Below are 15300 nucleotides of genomic sequence, written 5' to 3' on the forward strand. Positions count from 1 at the left end.
ATTGGCATTACACGGCGGTGGCTCGCGGGTCCACCCAATGGTTGATCAGGTCGACGAACAGGTTCACGACCGCGTAAATGGTTGCCGCCAGCAAGGTTATCCCCAGCAGCAGCGGCACATCCTTGGACACGGCCGAGTCAAGCATCAGACGGCCAATGCCCTGGCGGGAAAACAGCAATTCGATCACCACGGCACCGCCCAGCAAGCTGGCGAATACGAAGCCGGACAACGTGACCAACGGCACCAGCGCATGGCGCAACGCATGCTTGAGGCGCACGCCGGTTTCGGACATGCCACGCGCACGCGCCATTGCGATAAAGGGTTGTTCGAGGATGTCTTCAAGGGCCTGGCGCAGTACTTGGCTCAACACGGCCGCCACCGGCAAGGCCAGCGCCACGCTGGGCAGGATCAACGCCTGCCAGCCGTTGGAGCCGGACGGCGGCAACAGGTGCCAGCCGAAGGCAAATACCAATAGCAGGCCCAGCCCGATCACAAAGGACGGTGCCGAGGCCACCACCAGTTCGGTGCCCGACACCAGCGAGCGAATCCACGGCGCCCGATGGGCACTCAGCACCGCGACCAGCACGGCCAGCAGCACAGCCAAGGCTGCGGCGCTGAGCGAGAGTTGCACAGTGGCGCCCAATTGCCCGGCAATCACGTTGCCGACCGGCGTGCCCAGACGGTAGGAGTCGCCCAAATCACCCTGAACCAGACGCCCCAGATAATGGCCGTATTGCACGATCAGTGATTGATCCAGGCCATATTCAGCGCGCACCTTGGCAATCAGTTCAGCCGTGGGCATGGCACCGGGGCCGCCCAGGATGGCCAGCGCCGGGTCGCCGGCACTCAGGTTCATGGCCAAAAACGTGAGGGTGGCAGCGCCCCATAACACCCCTATGCCGGACAACACCCGACGCATGACCAAACGCAACAGATTCATGGGGCCTCCTGATCGAGCCAGACGGTGGTAAACACCGGGGTGTTGTGCGAAGTATCGAAGATCAATCCCTTGACCGCTTTGCGGTAGGCCACCAGCACATAACTCTCGAACACCGGCACCGCTGGGACGTTCTCCACCAGTTGCTGCTGGGCAATCCGATACAGCCCGCTCAGCGCTACCGGATCGCTGGTCTGGCGCGCCGCCGTCAAGGCCGCGTCCAGCGTGGCATCCCGAAAACCACCGACGTTTTGCCCAATAAATGTGGGGGTGCTGACAGCATTGCTGTGATAGAGGATGTAAAGCCCGTCCGGGGTGTTGGTGTGCCAATAACCACCGCCCAAGAGCTGGAAATTACCGGCGTATCGCCGTTCAGTCAGCTGCGCCAGTGGCAGCATGTCGATGGTCAGTTCGAAGCCGACTTTTTTCAGGTCGGCCTGTATGGCTACCGCCACGCTGCTGGGGTAAGCACCGGACTCGTAAGTCGCCAACCGCGCCGCCAGACGCTGGCCGTCCTTGACCCGATAACCTTCGCCATCACGCTGCTGCCAACCGGCGCTGTCGAGCAGACGATTGGCTTCGCTCACGTCGTAGGCCAGTACGTCTTTGAAGTCCGGGGTGTAGTAACGGGTGTTGGCGGCCAGAAAATCGCCCTTGGGCTGGTATTCACCAAACCCGGTGATCCAGGCCAGCCCATCACGATCAATCGCCTTGGCCACCGCCCGGCGCACCACCACGTCTTGAAACGGAAATTTCTCTACGTTGTACGTCAGGCTGCGAAACGGATTGCCCTTGCGAATGCGGGTGAGCATCTGCAACTGCGGGTTGTTGCGAATGGCCTGCGCATTTTGGGTGGGGGCATCGACGGTAAAGTCCGACTGCCCCGATTCCAGGGCGCTGAAGCGGATCATCGGCTCGGGAACAATGCTCACCTCCAGACGATCAAGGTAGGCCTCACCTTGATGCCGGGTGACCGCAGGCGCCCAGTGATAGCCCTTGCGCTTGACGAAGGTGAGGCCTTGATCGCGGGTGTAACTTTCGAGCACAAACGGCCCCGTACCGATGGCATGCTCGGCAATGGATTTAGGCGCTTGAGTAATCTGGCGCGGCGACAACATGCTCAGGTAAGACTGCGCCAGCACGTCGAGAAAAGGTGAATAGGGTTCGCGCAGATGGGCTTCAAAGGTGTAGTCATCGACGATTCGCCCGTCTACATAAGGCGCGATATAGGCAGCCGCCAACGGCGACTTGGTCGCCGGGTCGCGCATGTGTTCAAGGTTGACTTGCACCGCACGAGCGTCGAATTTCTCGCCGTCGCTGAAGGTCACGTCGTCGCGCAAGTGGAAGGTGTAGGTCTTGCCGTCGGGCGAGATGTCCCAGGACTTGGCCAGCCAGGGCGAAATATTCCCGTGCTCGTCCTGGTACACCAGACAGTCGAACAGAATGCGCCCCAGCCACTGCGTGTTGCCGTGTGAAATGGAGTGAACGTCCAGGGTGGTGGTGTCAGACGAGGTCGACAGCCGCAGCGTTCCGCCCGGCTTGCCGGGGCTGACTTCGCGATAATCATCAGGCGCGTCGCTGATGCTGGCGGCGTTCGCAACCCCTGCACGCGGCGCTTCGTTGGCCGGTTTGCAAGCACCCAGCGCCAGCACACTGGCGAGTGCCGTTAGCTGTGCGAGCCGTGTAATCAGGATCATCTAGGTTCTCCACCCGCGCCGCATGGCTTAGAAGTTGTAAGTGATGCCGGTGAAGGCACCAAAGCCATCGCCCGGATACAGCGCCGCAACGTCCTTGCCCTGCGCGTTGTAGACCGGCGATACGGCGGTGACGTAATCCTTGTCGGTGAGGTTTTTCAGGTCCAGGTACACCTGCCAGGTTTTACCCGGATCGTCATAGCCCATGCGCGCGCCCCACAAGGTGTAGGACGGTGCGTAGAAGGTGTTGGCGTAATCGACGGCCGTACTCGACACCGAGCGCACGTTGACCCCGGCATAGAAGCCGCTGGCAAACTGGTACTGCAACTCGCCTTGATACACGTGCTTGGGCAAGCCGGGCAGTTCGTTCTTGTTGAACAGCGGGTCGTTTTCGTAATGGAAGTCATTGAGGGTGTAAGCCTGACGCCACGTCAGGGTGTCGCCATTGCTGCCCTCCCACAGTCGCGTGCTCAAACCCGCTTCAATGCCTTGGTGAATGGTCGGCGTGGCATTGGAGGTGGAGACCACCGCCGCCGAGGTGGTTGTGGCCGGTAGCACTTCAACGCTCAGCAGCTCGTTTTTAATCCACGATTTATAGAACGCCAGACTGCCGTCGAAAATCCCCGACTTGCCTTTGATGCCGAACTCCACGGTGTTGGCCGCTTGCGGCACCAGCGGCTTGGCGTAGTTGCTGGTGATCCCGGAACCGGAGATGGACCACGAGCTGGGTGGGTCGATGGAGCGACTGACGTTACCGAACAGTTGCACGTCCGGGGCTATGTAGTAACGCAGGCCGATGCGCGGCGCGAGCTTCCATTCGTCATAGTCGTAATGGTTAGGCAAGCCGCTGGTGTTGGCGCGGTCGCTGTAGGTCACGTTGACATCGCGCTTGATCTGGATCGCCGACACACCGGTGGCCAGGTACAGGTTATCGGTCAGGCCCAAGTCATTGCCGAGGCTGAACACGTGGTCGAAAGAACCGTCGTACTTGACCTGCTTTTGCAGGATATCGAGGTCTTTACTGCCCTGATACGTGCGCACTCCGGCACGAACGTGCTCGGTACTGCTCCAGCCTGCCGTGCTGGTGCTGGACAGGCCGAACACTTCGTCATTGCGGGTGTATTTGAGCGAGTAGTTGATGTCACGCCAGTCCCAATAGTTGGGGTTGACCGTGCTTTTGCGGCTGAGAACCTGCGGGTAATTGTGGTAGACCAGCCCGGCTTCCAGCGTGGCGTCATCGTCAAAGGTGTAGGTGGTTTTGCTGCCCACCCAGGTTGAGCCGGGCTTGGTCGAGTCGCCACGGGTGTCGCGGGTGGCGATGTTGGTCTGGCGCGAGTTCTTTTTCAACTGCTCCAGTGTCAGCAAACCGGCGTTTTCGTGATATTCCTCGCGGTAGCGAATGATCAGGCGGGTCTCCAGCTTGGGGTTGAAGCGGTAGCCGAAGTTACCGACCACACCTTGGGCCTTGGCCAAGGTGAAATCCTGATAACCGTCGCGACGTGAGTTATCGACACTGACAAAATAATCGCCGTCCCCCACTACCCCGCCGGTGCTCAGCGTCTGCTTCTGCCAGCCAAAACTGCCGCCTTCAAGCTTGACCCGATTGCCCGGCGCGGTCAGCCCGGACTGGGTGACAAAGTTGATCGCCCCACCCAACGACAAGGCGCCGTACTCAAAAGCATTGGCGCCGCGCAGAACTTCGGTGTAGTTCAGGCCTTGGGTATCGAGCAGCTCATAAGGTGTGCCGCCCGCACCAGTCAGCGCGAGCCCGTCGAAGAGAAATTTGGTGCCTTCACGAAAATAACCGGGCGAAGTATTGGCCCCGGAACCGCGGATCGAAATCTTGATCGCGTCGTTACCGCCAGCCGCCTGTGCATAGACACCCGGCTGATAGGCCAGCGTATCTTCAAGGGTGGCCGAGCGACCTTTTTCGACCTCAGCCTGAGTCACCAGACTGGTGCCACCGGCGACTTCGTCGAGCTTGGCCTGAGCGGCCTGCACTTCACTCTGTTTAGCGGCCTGTACGGTGACCGTACTTAAGCGCTTTTCGGCATTGGGGTTTGCATCATCGGCCGAGACAAAGGGGGCCAAGGTTAATAAAGCGCTGCTGACAGCGAATAAGGATGAATGTCGGAATACAGTCGAAGTTACCAATTGCGCACGCTTCAAAGTCTTGCTCCCCACCTGAATTAAGAGATAGGCGAGTTTCTATGGGCATAGTCAATCTCACGATGACAGAGCCATTGCAGCGAGCGTGCCAACTGGCCAAGTGCCTGTTTTCAGGAGGGTTAAGGGCAAGTTACAAGACGTGGTTGTGTTGCAATGGCCGTCGAATGTTCAGCCAGTGTTGGCTGAGCAACAGTGCTGAAATGCAAAAAGGCCTCGCCTGATGATTTCAGTACGAGGCCATTGAGGCAGTGCGCAGACTGCCGTGAATGCTCATCAACCGTCGACGATTATGGCCGGGTTGTTTTCTCCGACGCCAAGGCTTGAGTCATTGCTTCATTCGCGCGATCCGCTACAGCCTTATCCACACGCTCAGAGAGCACATGGGTGACCTGGCGCAATTGTTCAGCCGTCAAACCGACCCGCAGACTGGCCAGCATATGGGCAAGCAGTTGAGGCTCGGCACCGGGTGTCGCGGCCAAGGCACCTACGGTAGCCAGCTCACGGCTTTGCCAGTCAAGGTTGTCGCGCTCAAAAATGTCGCCGAACAAATGGGTTTGCAGGTATTGATTGATGACCGGCGCGAACTCGAACAGCGGCCCCTTCACCACACCCCCCGAAATGCGGGTTTGATTGGCAATCCCTGCCTCAAGCAAGGCATCACCGGTGGGGATCTCCCGTACCGGGTCACGCCCCTGTGCGTCCTCGATACCGCGCTGTTTGCGCGCCTCCAGCACCTTCATCAGCTCGCCGAGTGCGTTGAGGCTGCGCGGAAACCCAGCATAGGCATACAACTGCACCAGAATTTCCTTGGTTTCACTGACGGTCAGCCCCGCGTCCAACCCTTGGTTCAAGGCCTGATTAAGCCGCGGAAGGTCACTGGACGCCATAAACGCGGCGATCACAGGAATGGCCAACTGTTTGTTCGACAGCGTGCCGCTGGCAGACGTTGTACTCATTGAAGTGGAAGATGCCGCCATCAGTGTCAAGGCCACCAGTGGTGCGATAAAAGGTCTCATCAACGCGACTCCTGTCAAAAAACATCCAGCGACTGCGGGGGGTGCAATCGCGTACCGGCTGAAATATCGACGCGTGTGCGTAACCTATCGCCCTGTCAGGCTCATAGGCACCCAGCGGATAGCCGAACGCTGCAACGTCGCAAAGAACGTTAGACGATAAAGTGAGTTGAGAGTAGGCGGGAAAAAGGCAAGGCCTTGTGAGAAAGGCTCATCAATACTGCGAGGTTCAAGCAACCTCGTTTACGGCTAAAAGAGGATTAAAACCGGCAAGCGAGAAAATATGGTGTCCCAGGCGGGGTTCGAACCTGCAACCTTCCCCTTAGGAGGGGGATGCTCTATCCAATTGAGCTACTGAGACAAATAACGGCGTGCATGGTAACGGGCATCCCTTAATTTGTCATGTCGTCCTTGGGCTTTTTAACTGTCAGGCGCTGCGCGACAGGGTCCCCTGCCTGAACACTCTGCAGCCAATATCGATACGAACAATAAATCACGCACCACTCACATCGTGCAATTTGCACTACAGCCAAATGCCATCATTGCAATTTGCAATCCAAGACCCCCTAAAAATTACCGTAACACGCTGTATTTAAAGGGTTTTATCGAACATTCAAGTTGGCACGAAGACTGCTCTATTAACAGTATTCCGTCCATGCCCTCAGAGGTGGCAGCCATGAATAGCACCCTGATTCTATTAAACGCCGTCGCTCTAGTCGTGCTGGTGGTTTTTCACTTTCAACCCGTGGCGACCCAGACCGAGCAGACAGCCGATGTGGCTGGCACTTACGAAAAACCTCTGAAGGTCCTGCCCCAACGCGCCGTTATGTCAGGCAATACCCAGATATCGCCGCAACTGGCCGCCGAACAGGCTGCTGCCATTCAGAACAGCCAAGACGAGCGCTGGGCATTTTAAAAAGAGCGTAAATACTCATGTCAAAAATTGCTTTTGGATTGTTGATGATGGCGTTGTTCAGCCTGGCCCTTGATGTGGTCTCTCAGGGAGCGTTTGGCAATGCGCCTTTAATCGCGGCAGTGGTATTTTTTGCAAGCTGGCTGGTGGCACGAATCATCGGGCGCAGGATCAAGTTCGACCCGCAGTTACGCTGAGCCTGTTTTTATGCCCTCATCGATGATGGCCAGGAGTTGTTGCACCGCACTCGACAAGGCTGCCGAGTTGTCCAGCAGGTGAATACGCTCACCGTGCATCGCCTGCGTAGTCTCAAGAAATGATCGATTTCGCTCAAGCCGGGCGAAGATTTCTTCTCTCGTCTCACGACCACGCGCCAATAAGCGCTGCTGCAAGACCGGGGTTTCAACTCGCAACATAATGGGCATCAAGTCAGGGTAACGTTCCCGCGCATGCTTTAAGTGCCCCCGAGACCCGTTGACCAGTACATGGCGACCCGCTCTCAACCACTCATCAATCTGCACGGGAATGCCATATTCCAGCCCATTGGCTTGCCAATGCAGGGCAAAGGCACCCTGAGCCTTGAGCACCTGAAACTCTTCGGCAGAGACACCACGCGCCTCCTCCCCCAAAGCTTCCGGGGAGCGGGTGATGACACGTTGAATGACTTCACATCCGCGGCGCGCCAGATAAGGCCGAACCGCGTCAATCAGGCTATCCTTGCCGGAGCCCGAGGGGCCCATCAAATAAATAAGTTTGCCTGACATGCTTTGGATCTCCGGGGGCTTGACCGCCCGTATAACTGCGCCCAACCTCATTGATGTCTACAGGTAAGGGGCCGACTACTGACTTTCAAGCACATGATGTCGTGCAAATCTATCCGAACGGATATTTTTTAAAGAAAAATGTAGCGGTATGCCTCAATTCAGCGCACATTTTGATCATGGCTACTGGCATAAAGCCTGTATCCGGTTCAATATTTGTCACAGAATTGACGCCAGGGAAGTGGCGGATTTGAGGCATGATGCGCGCCTCTTAACAATTCAGGTTGAACATTTGGTCAAAAGGATGGTCATAAGTGCCATCCCGCGGCCAATTCCGAGAACCGCTCCCCTGAACTAACCGGTTAACTATAATGCGCCCATTGAAACAGGCAATTTACTCAAGCCGTACGGCTGACAAGTTCGTCGTACGCCTGCCAGACGGAATGCGCGAGCGTATTGCTGAAGTGGCTCGCGAACATCACCGCAGCATGAACTCAGAAATCATTGCTCGACTGGAGCAAAGTCTTATTCAGGAAGGATCCCTGGGTGATGATCTGAGCATGCGCCTGGACAGCCCAGAGCTTTCCCTGCATGAACGCGAATTGCTGCAACGCTTTCGCCAGCTTTCGCACCGTCAACAAAATGCACTGGTAGCTCTGATCGCTCACGATGCTGAAGCAGCCGCCAAAGCATCCTGATCTACCTGCCATAAAAAAAGCCAGCTCAGCTGGCTTTTTTTATGGACGTCATTTACGCCTGGGGCGGATCAAAGCAGGAAGATCGTTGCCAACCCAAGGAAGATAAAGAACCCGCCACTGTCTGTCATGGCGGTAATCATGACACTGGCGCCCATGGCCGGGTCACGCCCCAATTTGGCCAGCGTCATGGGGATCAGTACACCCATAAGCGCAGCCAGCAACAGGTTAAGGGTCATTGCTGCCGTCATCACGATCCCAAGCGACCAACTGCCATACAGCATATAGGCCACTACGCCAATCACACCGCCCCACACCAGACCGTTAATCAGGCCCACGGCCAGCTCCTTGCGCATCAAACGCGAAGTGCTGCCGGTGTTGACCTGATCAAGCGCCATGGCCCGTACGATCATGGTGATGGTCTGGTTGCCGGAGTTGCCGCCAATACCCGCCACAATGGGCATCAGCGCGGCCAGCGCCACCAGCTTTTCAATGGAACCTTCAAACAGCCCGATAACGCGCGAGGCGATGAACGCCGTCACCAGATTGACCGCCAACCAGGCCCAACGGTTACGCAGCGACTTCCAGACTGACGCGAAAATGTCTTCTTCTTCGCGCAAACCCGCCATATTGAGGACTTCGCTTTCGCTTTCCTCACGAATCAAATCGACCATTTCATCGATGGTCAGACGGCCGATCAGCTTGCCGTTCTTGTCGACCACCGGGGCAGAGATCAAGTCATAACGCTCGAAGGCTTGCGCAGCATCGTAGGCGTCTTCATCTGGCTGGAAACTGACCGGGTCGCTGGCCATGACATCGACCACTTGCTTTTCGGGATCATTAACCAGCAAACGCTTGATCGGCAGCACGCCTTTGAGCACGCCGTCATAATCGACCACAAACAGCTTATCGGTATGGCCCGGCAACTCTTTGAGCCGGCGCAGGTAGCGCAATACCACTTCAAGGCTGACATCCTCGCGGATTGTCACCATCTCGAAGTCCATTAAGGCGCCGACCTGGTTCTCGTTATACGACAGCGCGGAGCGAACACGCTCACGCTGCTGGGCATCGAGGGTCTCCATCAGCTCATGGACAACGTCTCGCGGCAGCTCGGGGGCCAGGTCAGCGAGTTCGTCAGCGTCCATCTCCTTGGCTGCTGCCAGGAGCTCGTGATCGTCCATGTCGGCGATCAGGGTTTCACGTACGGAGTCAGAAACTTCAAGCAGGATGTCGCCATCACGGTCAGCCTTGACCAGCTGCCAGACCGTTAAACGGTCGTCCAGGGGCAAAGCTTCCAGGATGTAGGCAACGTCCGCGGAGTGCAGGTCTTCGAGCTTGCGCTGAAGTTCAACAAGATTTTGCCGATGAACCAGGTTTTCAACCCGGTCATGGTGATGGCCTTCCTGACGATGAGTCAGATCTTCGACCACACGCTGGCGGTTGAGCAGTTCAATTACTTGAGCAAGACGACTTTGCAGGCTGTCTTGGGTTTTCTTTACTTCAACTTCGGTCATAGGCGAGCTCCACTCCCAGCAGCAGGGCACGCCGGAAGGATCAATCAGTCAATTCATGATTGGAAAAACAGGATGCTAAGTAACTACTGGGTAAGTCCATGGAGGTATTCCACAAGCCCCGGCGGGGCTGACGGGCGCAATCATACACGGCTTAAAAATTAAAGACGCTAAAAATCTCGGCGTTAACAGATGCTTGCGAGGCGTTTTTAGTATTTACCTTGAAAGCTCACATTGCGACGAACAGCAAACCCGGCAGAGCACATACCCAGGGTCTCGCCGGTGGCCTGAGATACGGGCAACCCATCGCGAACGCTCAATTTGTAACGGTTCTGAGGGCGAATGCCCCTACATGGTCGCCGATAAAGAGGAAGGTTGGGTGAAGCCGGCTTAAGCCCGACGAAGGTTAACCGCATTTTGCGAACGCTCGGTACTCAGTCGCAGCTCTCACGCCTGTGTATCTATCCGACATCGCCTTGGCAGGTTAATTCAAGAGCAGTTGCTGCTCACGAAATTTCTTAAATCGCAGACAGCAAAAAGCCCGCACAATGTGCAGGCTTTTTGGTGTTTGGTGCACTCGACAGGATTCGAACCTGTGACCGCTCGGTTCGTAGCCGAGTACTCTATCCAGCTGAGCTACGAGTGCAAGTTGTGTTTGTTAGACCAGACCACCCTGGTTGAAGCAAAGTTAACCGCCGAAGCAACTAACTCTTAATTGGTGCACTCGACAGGATTCGAACCTGTGACCGCTCGGTTCGTAGCCGAGTACTCTATCCAGCTGAGCTACGAGTGCAAGTTGTGTTTGTTAGACCAGACCACCCTGGTTGAAGCAAAGTTAACTACCGAAGCAACTAACTCTTAAATGGTGCACTCGACAGGATTCGAACCTGTGACCGCTCGGTTCGTAGCCGAGTACTCTATCCAGCTGAGCTACGAGTGCATTTGAAGCTGCGTATTATAGACCGTTAAATCTCTCTGCCAAGCTTTTTTTTCAATAATTTCAACAACTTACTGAAACCGGCTAGATTTGAACGTGCTACATAAATAATGGCGGAGAAGGGGGGATTCGAACCCCCGACACCCTTTTGAGATGTACTCCCTTAGCAGGGGAGCGCCTTCGGCCACTCGGCCACCTCTCCGCAACACGGGGCGTATAATAACCAGCCTTTTCCCCGTATGCAACTAAAAACTTAAATAAAATTAAAGACTTGGTTCTTCGTCCTTTTCCTTCTTGATCCTCAGGTAGATTTCCTCACGGTGTACAGCCACTTCCTTGGGGGCATTCACACCTATACGCACTTGGTTTCCTTTAACCCCAAGCACGGTCACCGTAATCTCACCATCGCCTATGATCAGGCTTTCCGCGCATCGGCGAGTCAAAATCAGCATACGTTTCTCCTCACGCTATTCAATTCAGGGACAACAGTCTGCAAAAAAAAGGGGCTTGGGACTACTAGCTAAATAGCTATAGCCCGCTGCCCCAAGTATTGACCAACATGACGGAGTGCGTTCATGCAGATCAAAAAAACAAAGGGCGCGGATCAACCTCGCCCTTGGCAACACTTACTCGCCCTGACGGGCCGGTGCATCCAATTCAAAAGCGGTGTGCAGGGAACGCACGGCCAGCTCCAGGTACTTCTCTTCGATCACCACTGACACTTTGATCTCGGACGTCGAGATCATCAGGATATTGATGTTCTCTTTGGCCAACGATTCAAACATGCGACTGGCAACACCCGCGTGAGAGCGCATGCCCACGCCGACGATCGAAACCTTGGCAATGTTGGTGTCACCCACCACTTCACGCGCACCGATCTCTTTAGCGGTGTTTTCGAGCACCTGGTAAGCCGCCTGGTAGTCATTGCGGTGCACGGTAAAGGTGAAGTCGGTGGTGTTATCGTGCGCAACGTTCTGCACGATCATGTCGACTTCAATGTTGGCCGCGCTGATAGGCCCCAGAATCTTGAACGCCACGCCCGGAGTGTCTGGCACACCACGGATGGTCAGCTTGGCTTCGTCGCGGTTGAAAGCGATGCCAGAAATGATCGGCTGTTCCATGGATTCCTCTTCATCAATAGTAATGAGGGTGCCCGGCCCCTCTTTGAAGCTGTGCAATACGCGCAGCGGAACGTTGTACTTGCCTGCGAACTCGACAGCGCGAATCTGCAACACCTTGGAGCCAAGGCTGGCCATTTCGAGCATTTCTTCGAAGGTGATCTTTTCCAGACGCTGAGCCTTGGCCACAACCCGTGGGTCCGTGGTGTAGACGCCATCAACATCGGTGTAGATCTGGCATTCATCAGCTTTCAAAGCTGCCGCCAAGGCCACACCGGTGGTGTCAGAGCCGCCACGCCCCAAGGTCGTGATGTTGCCGTGCTCATCAACCCCCTGGAAGCCCGCCACGACGACAACGCGCCCGGCGCTGAGGTCGGAGCGAATCTTTTCATCGTCAATCTTCAGAATGCGGGCTTTGGTGTGCGAACTGTCGGTGAGGATACGCACCTGGCTGCCGGTGTAAGACACCGCGGGCACGCCACGCTTGTTCAGCGCCATCGCCAGCAAGCCAATCGTCACCTGCTCGCCAGTGGACACAATCACATCCAGTTCACGAGGCAACGGCTGATCGCTGATCTGTTTGGCCAGTTCGATCAGGCGATTGGTCTCGCCACTCATCGCAGAAAGCACAATCACCAGATCGTTGCCGGCTTCGCGAAACTTCTTAACTTTATCGGCGACCTGCTCGATTCTCTCGACAGTGCCGACCGAGGTGCCTCCAAATTTTTGTACGATCAAAGCCATTTCAAAGCAGCCTCAGCCCATAAAGGGCGCCCATTTATCATTCAAACGACGCGCGGCCACTAGACGACCGCGCGTACTGGACCTCAGATACCCTGTTCGACAAATGGCGCAGTCAGGGCCAGCGCGGCATCCAGAGCGGCGGCATCAACACCACCACCCTGCGCCATGTCAGGACGACCACCGCCCTTCCCGCCCACTGCCGCAGCGGCCTGTTTCATCAAATCACCGGCTTTGAGTTGGCCAGTCAGGTCTTTGGTTACGCCTGCAACCAGTACAACCTTGTCTTCATGAACACTGCCCAGCAGGATCACTGCACGGCCGAGTTTGTTCTTCAGTTGATCAACCAGCGCCAGTAGCGCCTTGCCGTCTTGACCGTCCAGGCGGGCAGCCAACACTTTTACGCCTTTTACATCCACCGCAGACGATGACAGATCATCGCCCGCCGCGCTTGCGGCCTTGGCCTGCAATTGTTCGAGTTGTTTTTCCAGCTGGCGATTACGCTCGAGCACGGCCGACAGTTTGTCGATCAAGTTCTCGCGCGAACCTTTGATCAGGCTTGCGGCTTCCTTTAGCTGCTCTTCAGCGGCGTTCAGATACGCCAGAGCGGCTGCACCGGTCACCGCTTCAATACGACGAATGCCCGAGGCTACGCCGCTTTCGCTGGTGATTTTGAACAGGCCGATATCGCCGGTACGGCTGGCATGAATGCCACCGCACAACTCAACCGAGAAATCCCCGCCCATGCTCAGTACGCGAACGCTGTCGCCGTACTTCTCGCCAAACAGTGCCATGGCACCTTTTTGCTTGGCGGTTTCGATGTCGGTTTCCTGCATCTCAACCGGTGTGTTCTTGCGAATCTCGGTGTTGACGATGTCTTCCAGCGCCTTGATTTGCTCAGGCTTGATGGATTCGAAGTGGCTGAAGTCAAAACGCAGGCGCTGACTGTCGACCAACGAACCTTTCTGCTGCACGTGCTCACCCAGCACCTGGCGCAAAGCCGCGTGCAACAAGTGAGTGGCGGAGTGATTCAATGCCGTGGCGTGACGCACATCCGCATCAACCTGAGTCGTAACGGTTTCGCCGACCTTCAAGGCACCGGCTACCACAGCGCCGTGATGCAGGAATGCGCCACCCGTTTTAGTGGTGTCGCGCACATCAAAGCGGGCTGCGCCGGCTTGCAGGTAACCGCAGTCACCGACCTGCCCGCCCGACTCGGCGTAGAACGGCGTCTGATCGAGAACCACCACGCCTTCGTCGCCTTCATTAAGGAAGTCGACCGATTTGCCTTCTTTATAGAGAGCAATCACTTTGGCCGAACCTTCTGTGGCGCTGTAACCGATGAACTCGGTTGGCACGTCCACTTTGACCAATGTGTTGTAGTCCAGACCGAACGAGCTGGCCGAACGCGCGCGCACTCGCTGGGCTTCCATCTCGCGTTCAAAACCGGCTTCATCTACGGTCAGATTACGTTCGCGGGCAATGTCAGCCGTCAGGTCCATCGGGAAACCGTAGGTGTCGTACAACTTGAACACCACGTCGCCCGGCACAACCGTGCCTTTGAGCTCAGCCAGATCCTGTTCAAGGATCTTCAGGCCCTGCTCCAGGGTCTTGGAGAATTGTTCTTCTTCGGCTTTAAGCACGCGCTCGATGTTGGCTTGCTCGCGCACCAGTTCCGGAAAGCTGGCACCCATCTCGGCCACCAGGGCCGCAACGATCTTGTAGAAGAAGTTGCCGGTTGCGCCCAGTTTGTTGCCATGACGGCACGCACGACGAATGATGCGTCGCAGCACATAGCCACGGCCTTCGTTGGAAGGCAGCACGCCGTCAGCAATCAGGAAGCTGCACGAACGAATGTGGTCGGCCACGACTTTAAGCGAGGCTTGACCTTCGTTGGCGCAACCAATCGCTTCGGCAGCGGCTTTCAACAGGCTCTGGAACAGGTCGATGTCGTAGTTGGAGTTAACGTGCTGCATCACCGCACTGATCCGCTCCAGGCCCATGCCGGTGTCTACCGACGGCGCTGGCAACGGATGCAACACACCATCGGCGGTGCGGTTGAACTGCATGAATACGTTGTTCCAGATTTCGATGTAACGGTCACCGTCTTCATCTGGCGAGCCCGGTGGGCCACCCCAGATTTCAGGGCCATGATCGTAAAAAATCTCGGTGCACGGGCCGCACGGGCCGGTATCGCCCATGGTCCAGAAGTTATCGGACGCGTACGGAGCACCCTTGTTGTCGCCGATGCGGATCATGCGCTCAGGCGGCACGCCCACATCTTTGGTCCAGATGTCGTAGGCCTCGTCATCGCTGGCGTAGACCGTCACCCACAGCTTGTCTTGAGGCAGTTTCAAAGCGCCGGTCAGGAACGTCCAGGCGAAGTTGATCGCATCTTTCTTGAAATAGTCGCCAAAGCTGAAGTTGCCGAGCATTTCGAAAAAAGTGTGGTGACGAGCGGTGTAACCGACGTTTTCCAGATCGCTGTTCTTGCCACCGGCACGCACGCACTTCTGGCTGCTGGTTGCACGGGTGTAGGCTCGTTTTTCCTGACCCAGGAAGCAGTCCTTGAACTGATTCATCCCCGCGTTGGTGAACAGCAGGGTCGGGTCGTTATTCGGCACCAAGGAGCTGGAAGGGACACGGGTGTGACCTTGCTCCTCGAAGAAGCGAAGGAAGGCTTCACGGATTTCTGCGCTTTTCATAGGTTCTTCCACGGAGGCTGCGGCCAGAGGCAAGTCAATCATGTCCAACGACAATGCGACTCGCAAAGGGCCGCATTATATCGGCCCTTCGCCTTGGGTACAGCGT

Annotated in this window: 12 protein-coding genes and 5 tRNA genes; 3 read left to right on the forward strand and 14 right to left on the reverse strand. The window is 56.5% G+C overall.

The features are described 5' to 3' along the window. Window positions 1-7 precede the first annotated feature (7 nt). The 5 genes from EQV93_RS12950 to EQV93_RS12970 form a co-directional block, all read right to left on the reverse strand. Window positions 8-940, reverse strand: coding sequence for an ABC transporter permease (locus tag EQV93_RS12950; protein ID WP_122783385.1), 933 nt, complete (start codon window positions 938-940; stop codon window positions 8-10). After that, window positions 937-2634 (reverse strand): ABC transporter substrate-binding protein, encoded by a 1698-nt coding sequence (locus EQV93_RS12955; RefSeq protein ID WP_122783386.1) that lies wholly within the window; start codon window positions 2632-2634, stop codon window positions 937-939. Before EQV93_RS12955 ends, EQV93_RS12950 begins: the two co-directional genes overlap by 4 nt. 27 nt (window positions 2635-2661) lie before the next feature. Then, window positions 2662-4800 (reverse strand): TonB-dependent receptor family protein, encoded by a 2139-nt coding sequence (locus tag EQV93_RS12960; RefSeq protein WP_240891704.1) that lies wholly within the window; start codon window positions 4798-4800, stop codon window positions 2662-2664. Window positions 4801-5087: 287 nt separating this feature from the next. After that, complete coding sequence (locus tag EQV93_RS12965; RefSeq protein ID WP_442968886.1) at window positions 5088-5816, reverse strand: carboxymuconolactone decarboxylase family protein; 729 nt, start codon at window positions 5814-5816, stop codon at window positions 5088-5090. Window positions 5817-6097: 281 nt separating this feature from the next. Beyond that, window positions 6098-6174, reverse strand: a tRNA-Arg gene (locus tag EQV93_RS12970). Between the two features lie 315 nt (window positions 6175-6489). Here EQV93_RS12970 and EQV93_RS12975 point away from each other — a divergent pair. Beyond that, complete coding sequence (locus EQV93_RS12975) at window positions 6490-6729, forward strand: hypothetical protein (protein ID WP_122783387.1); 240 nt, start codon at window positions 6490-6492, stop codon at window positions 6727-6729. Between the two features lie 17 nt (window positions 6730-6746). Further along, complete coding sequence (locus EQV93_RS12980) at window positions 6747-6923, forward strand: PA3371 family protein (protein WP_240891705.1); 177 nt, start codon at window positions 6747-6749, stop codon at window positions 6921-6923. Here the strand turns inward: EQV93_RS12980 and phnN are convergent. Continuing rightward, a complete protein-coding gene (gene phnN / locus EQV93_RS12985; protein WP_240891706.1) occupies window positions 6915-7490 on the reverse strand; it encodes a phosphonate metabolism protein/1,5-bisphosphokinase (PRPP-forming) PhnN in 576 nt (191 codons plus the stop codon). The two genes, EQV93_RS12980 and phnN, sit on opposite strands and share 9 nt — an antisense overlap. A gap of 368 nt (window positions 7491-7858) precedes the next feature. Here phnN and EQV93_RS12990 point away from each other — a divergent pair, with 368 nt between their 5' ends. Beyond that, the gene (locus EQV93_RS12990; RefSeq protein WP_122783389.1) at window positions 7859-8185 is read left to right on the forward strand and encodes an Arc family DNA-binding protein; all 327 of its coding nucleotides are present in this window, start codon (window positions 7859-7861) and stop codon (window positions 8183-8185) included. Between the two features lie 68 nt (window positions 8186-8253). Here the strand turns inward: EQV93_RS12990 and mgtE are convergent, their stop codons facing one another. From mgtE to alaS, 8 genes are all read right to left on the reverse strand, one after another. Then, complete coding sequence (gene mgtE / locus EQV93_RS12995) at window positions 8254-9696, reverse strand: magnesium transporter (protein WP_146385162.1); 1443 nt, start codon at window positions 9694-9696, stop codon at window positions 8254-8256. A 566-nt stretch (window positions 9697-10262) separates the two neighbouring features. Continuing rightward, a tRNA-Arg gene (locus tag EQV93_RS13000) sits at window positions 10263-10339 on the reverse strand. A gap of 70 nt (window positions 10340-10409) precedes the next feature. After that, a tRNA-Arg gene (locus tag EQV93_RS13005) sits at window positions 10410-10486 on the reverse strand. 70 nt (window positions 10487-10556) lie between these two features. Beyond that, window positions 10557-10633 (reverse strand) — tRNA-Arg (locus EQV93_RS13010). A 108-nt stretch (window positions 10634-10741) separates the two neighbouring features. Next, a tRNA-Ser gene (locus EQV93_RS13015) sits at window positions 10742-10832 on the reverse strand. A 61-nt stretch (window positions 10833-10893) separates the two neighbouring features. Continuing rightward, window positions 10894-11082, reverse strand: coding sequence for a carbon storage regulator CsrA (gene csrA / locus EQV93_RS13020; RefSeq protein WP_003175645.1), 189 nt, complete (start codon window positions 11080-11082; stop codon window positions 10894-10896). A gap of 174 nt (window positions 11083-11256) precedes the next feature. After that, window positions 11257-12492, reverse strand: a complete 1236-nt coding sequence (locus EQV93_RS13025) for an aspartate kinase (RefSeq protein ID WP_146426227.1) — start codon at window positions 12490-12492, stop codon at window positions 11257-11259. A gap of 83 nt (window positions 12493-12575) precedes the next feature. Beyond that, a complete protein-coding gene (alaS, locus tag EQV93_RS13030) occupies window positions 12576-15194 on the reverse strand; it encodes an alanine--tRNA ligase (protein WP_240891707.1) in 2619 nt (872 codons plus the stop codon). Window positions 15195-15300: the final 106 nt, after the last annotated feature.

The organism is Pseudomonas sp. TMW22091 (assembly GCF_022496705.1).
Classification (GTDB): domain Bacteria; phylum Pseudomonadota; class Gammaproteobacteria; order Pseudomonadales; family Pseudomonadaceae; genus Aquipseudomonas; species Aquipseudomonas saxonica.

What these genes read in the sequence shown, in the direction of transcription:
- alaS (WP_240891707.1), bottom strand. Translation starts at nt 15,194, where the DNA reads ATGAAAAGCGCAGAAATCCGTGAAGCCTTCCTTCGCTTCTTCGAGGAG.
- EQV93_RS12990 (WP_122783389.1), top strand. Translation starts at nt 7,859, where the DNA reads ATGCGCCCATTGAAACAGGCAATTTACTCAAGCCGTACGGCTGACAAG.
- EQV93_RS12955 (WP_122783386.1), bottom strand. Translation starts at nt 2,634, where the DNA reads ATGATCCTGATTACACGGCTCGCACAGCTAACGGCACTCGCCAGTGTG.
- phnN (WP_240891706.1), bottom strand. Translation starts at nt 7,490, where the DNA reads ATGTCAGGCAAACTTATTTATTTGATGGGCCCCTCGGGCTCCGGCAAG.
- EQV93_RS12965 (WP_442968886.1), bottom strand. Translation starts at nt 5,816, where the DNA reads ATGAGACCTTTTATCGCACCACTGGTGGCCTTGACACTGATGGCGGCA.
- mgtE (WP_146385162.1), bottom strand. Translation starts at nt 9,696, where the DNA reads ATGACCGAAGTTGAAGTAAAGAAAACCCAAGACAGCCTGCAAAGTCGT.
- EQV93_RS13025 (WP_146426227.1), bottom strand. Translation starts at nt 12,492, where the DNA reads ATGGCTTTGATCGTACAAAAATTTGGAGGCACCTCGGTCGGCACTGTC.
- csrA (WP_003175645.1), bottom strand. Translation starts at nt 11,082, where the DNA reads ATGCTGATTTTGACTCGCCGATGCGCGGAAAGCCTGATCATAGGCGAT.
- EQV93_RS12975 (WP_122783387.1), top strand. Translation starts at nt 6,490, where the DNA reads ATGAATAGCACCCTGATTCTATTAAACGCCGTCGCTCTAGTCGTGCTG.
- EQV93_RS12980 (WP_240891705.1), top strand. Translation starts at nt 6,747, where the DNA reads ATGTCAAAAATTGCTTTTGGATTGTTGATGATGGCGTTGTTCAGCCTG.
- EQV93_RS12950 (WP_122783385.1), bottom strand. Translation starts at nt 940, where the DNA reads ATGAATCTGTTGCGTTTGGTCATGCGTCGGGTGTTGTCCGGCATAGGG.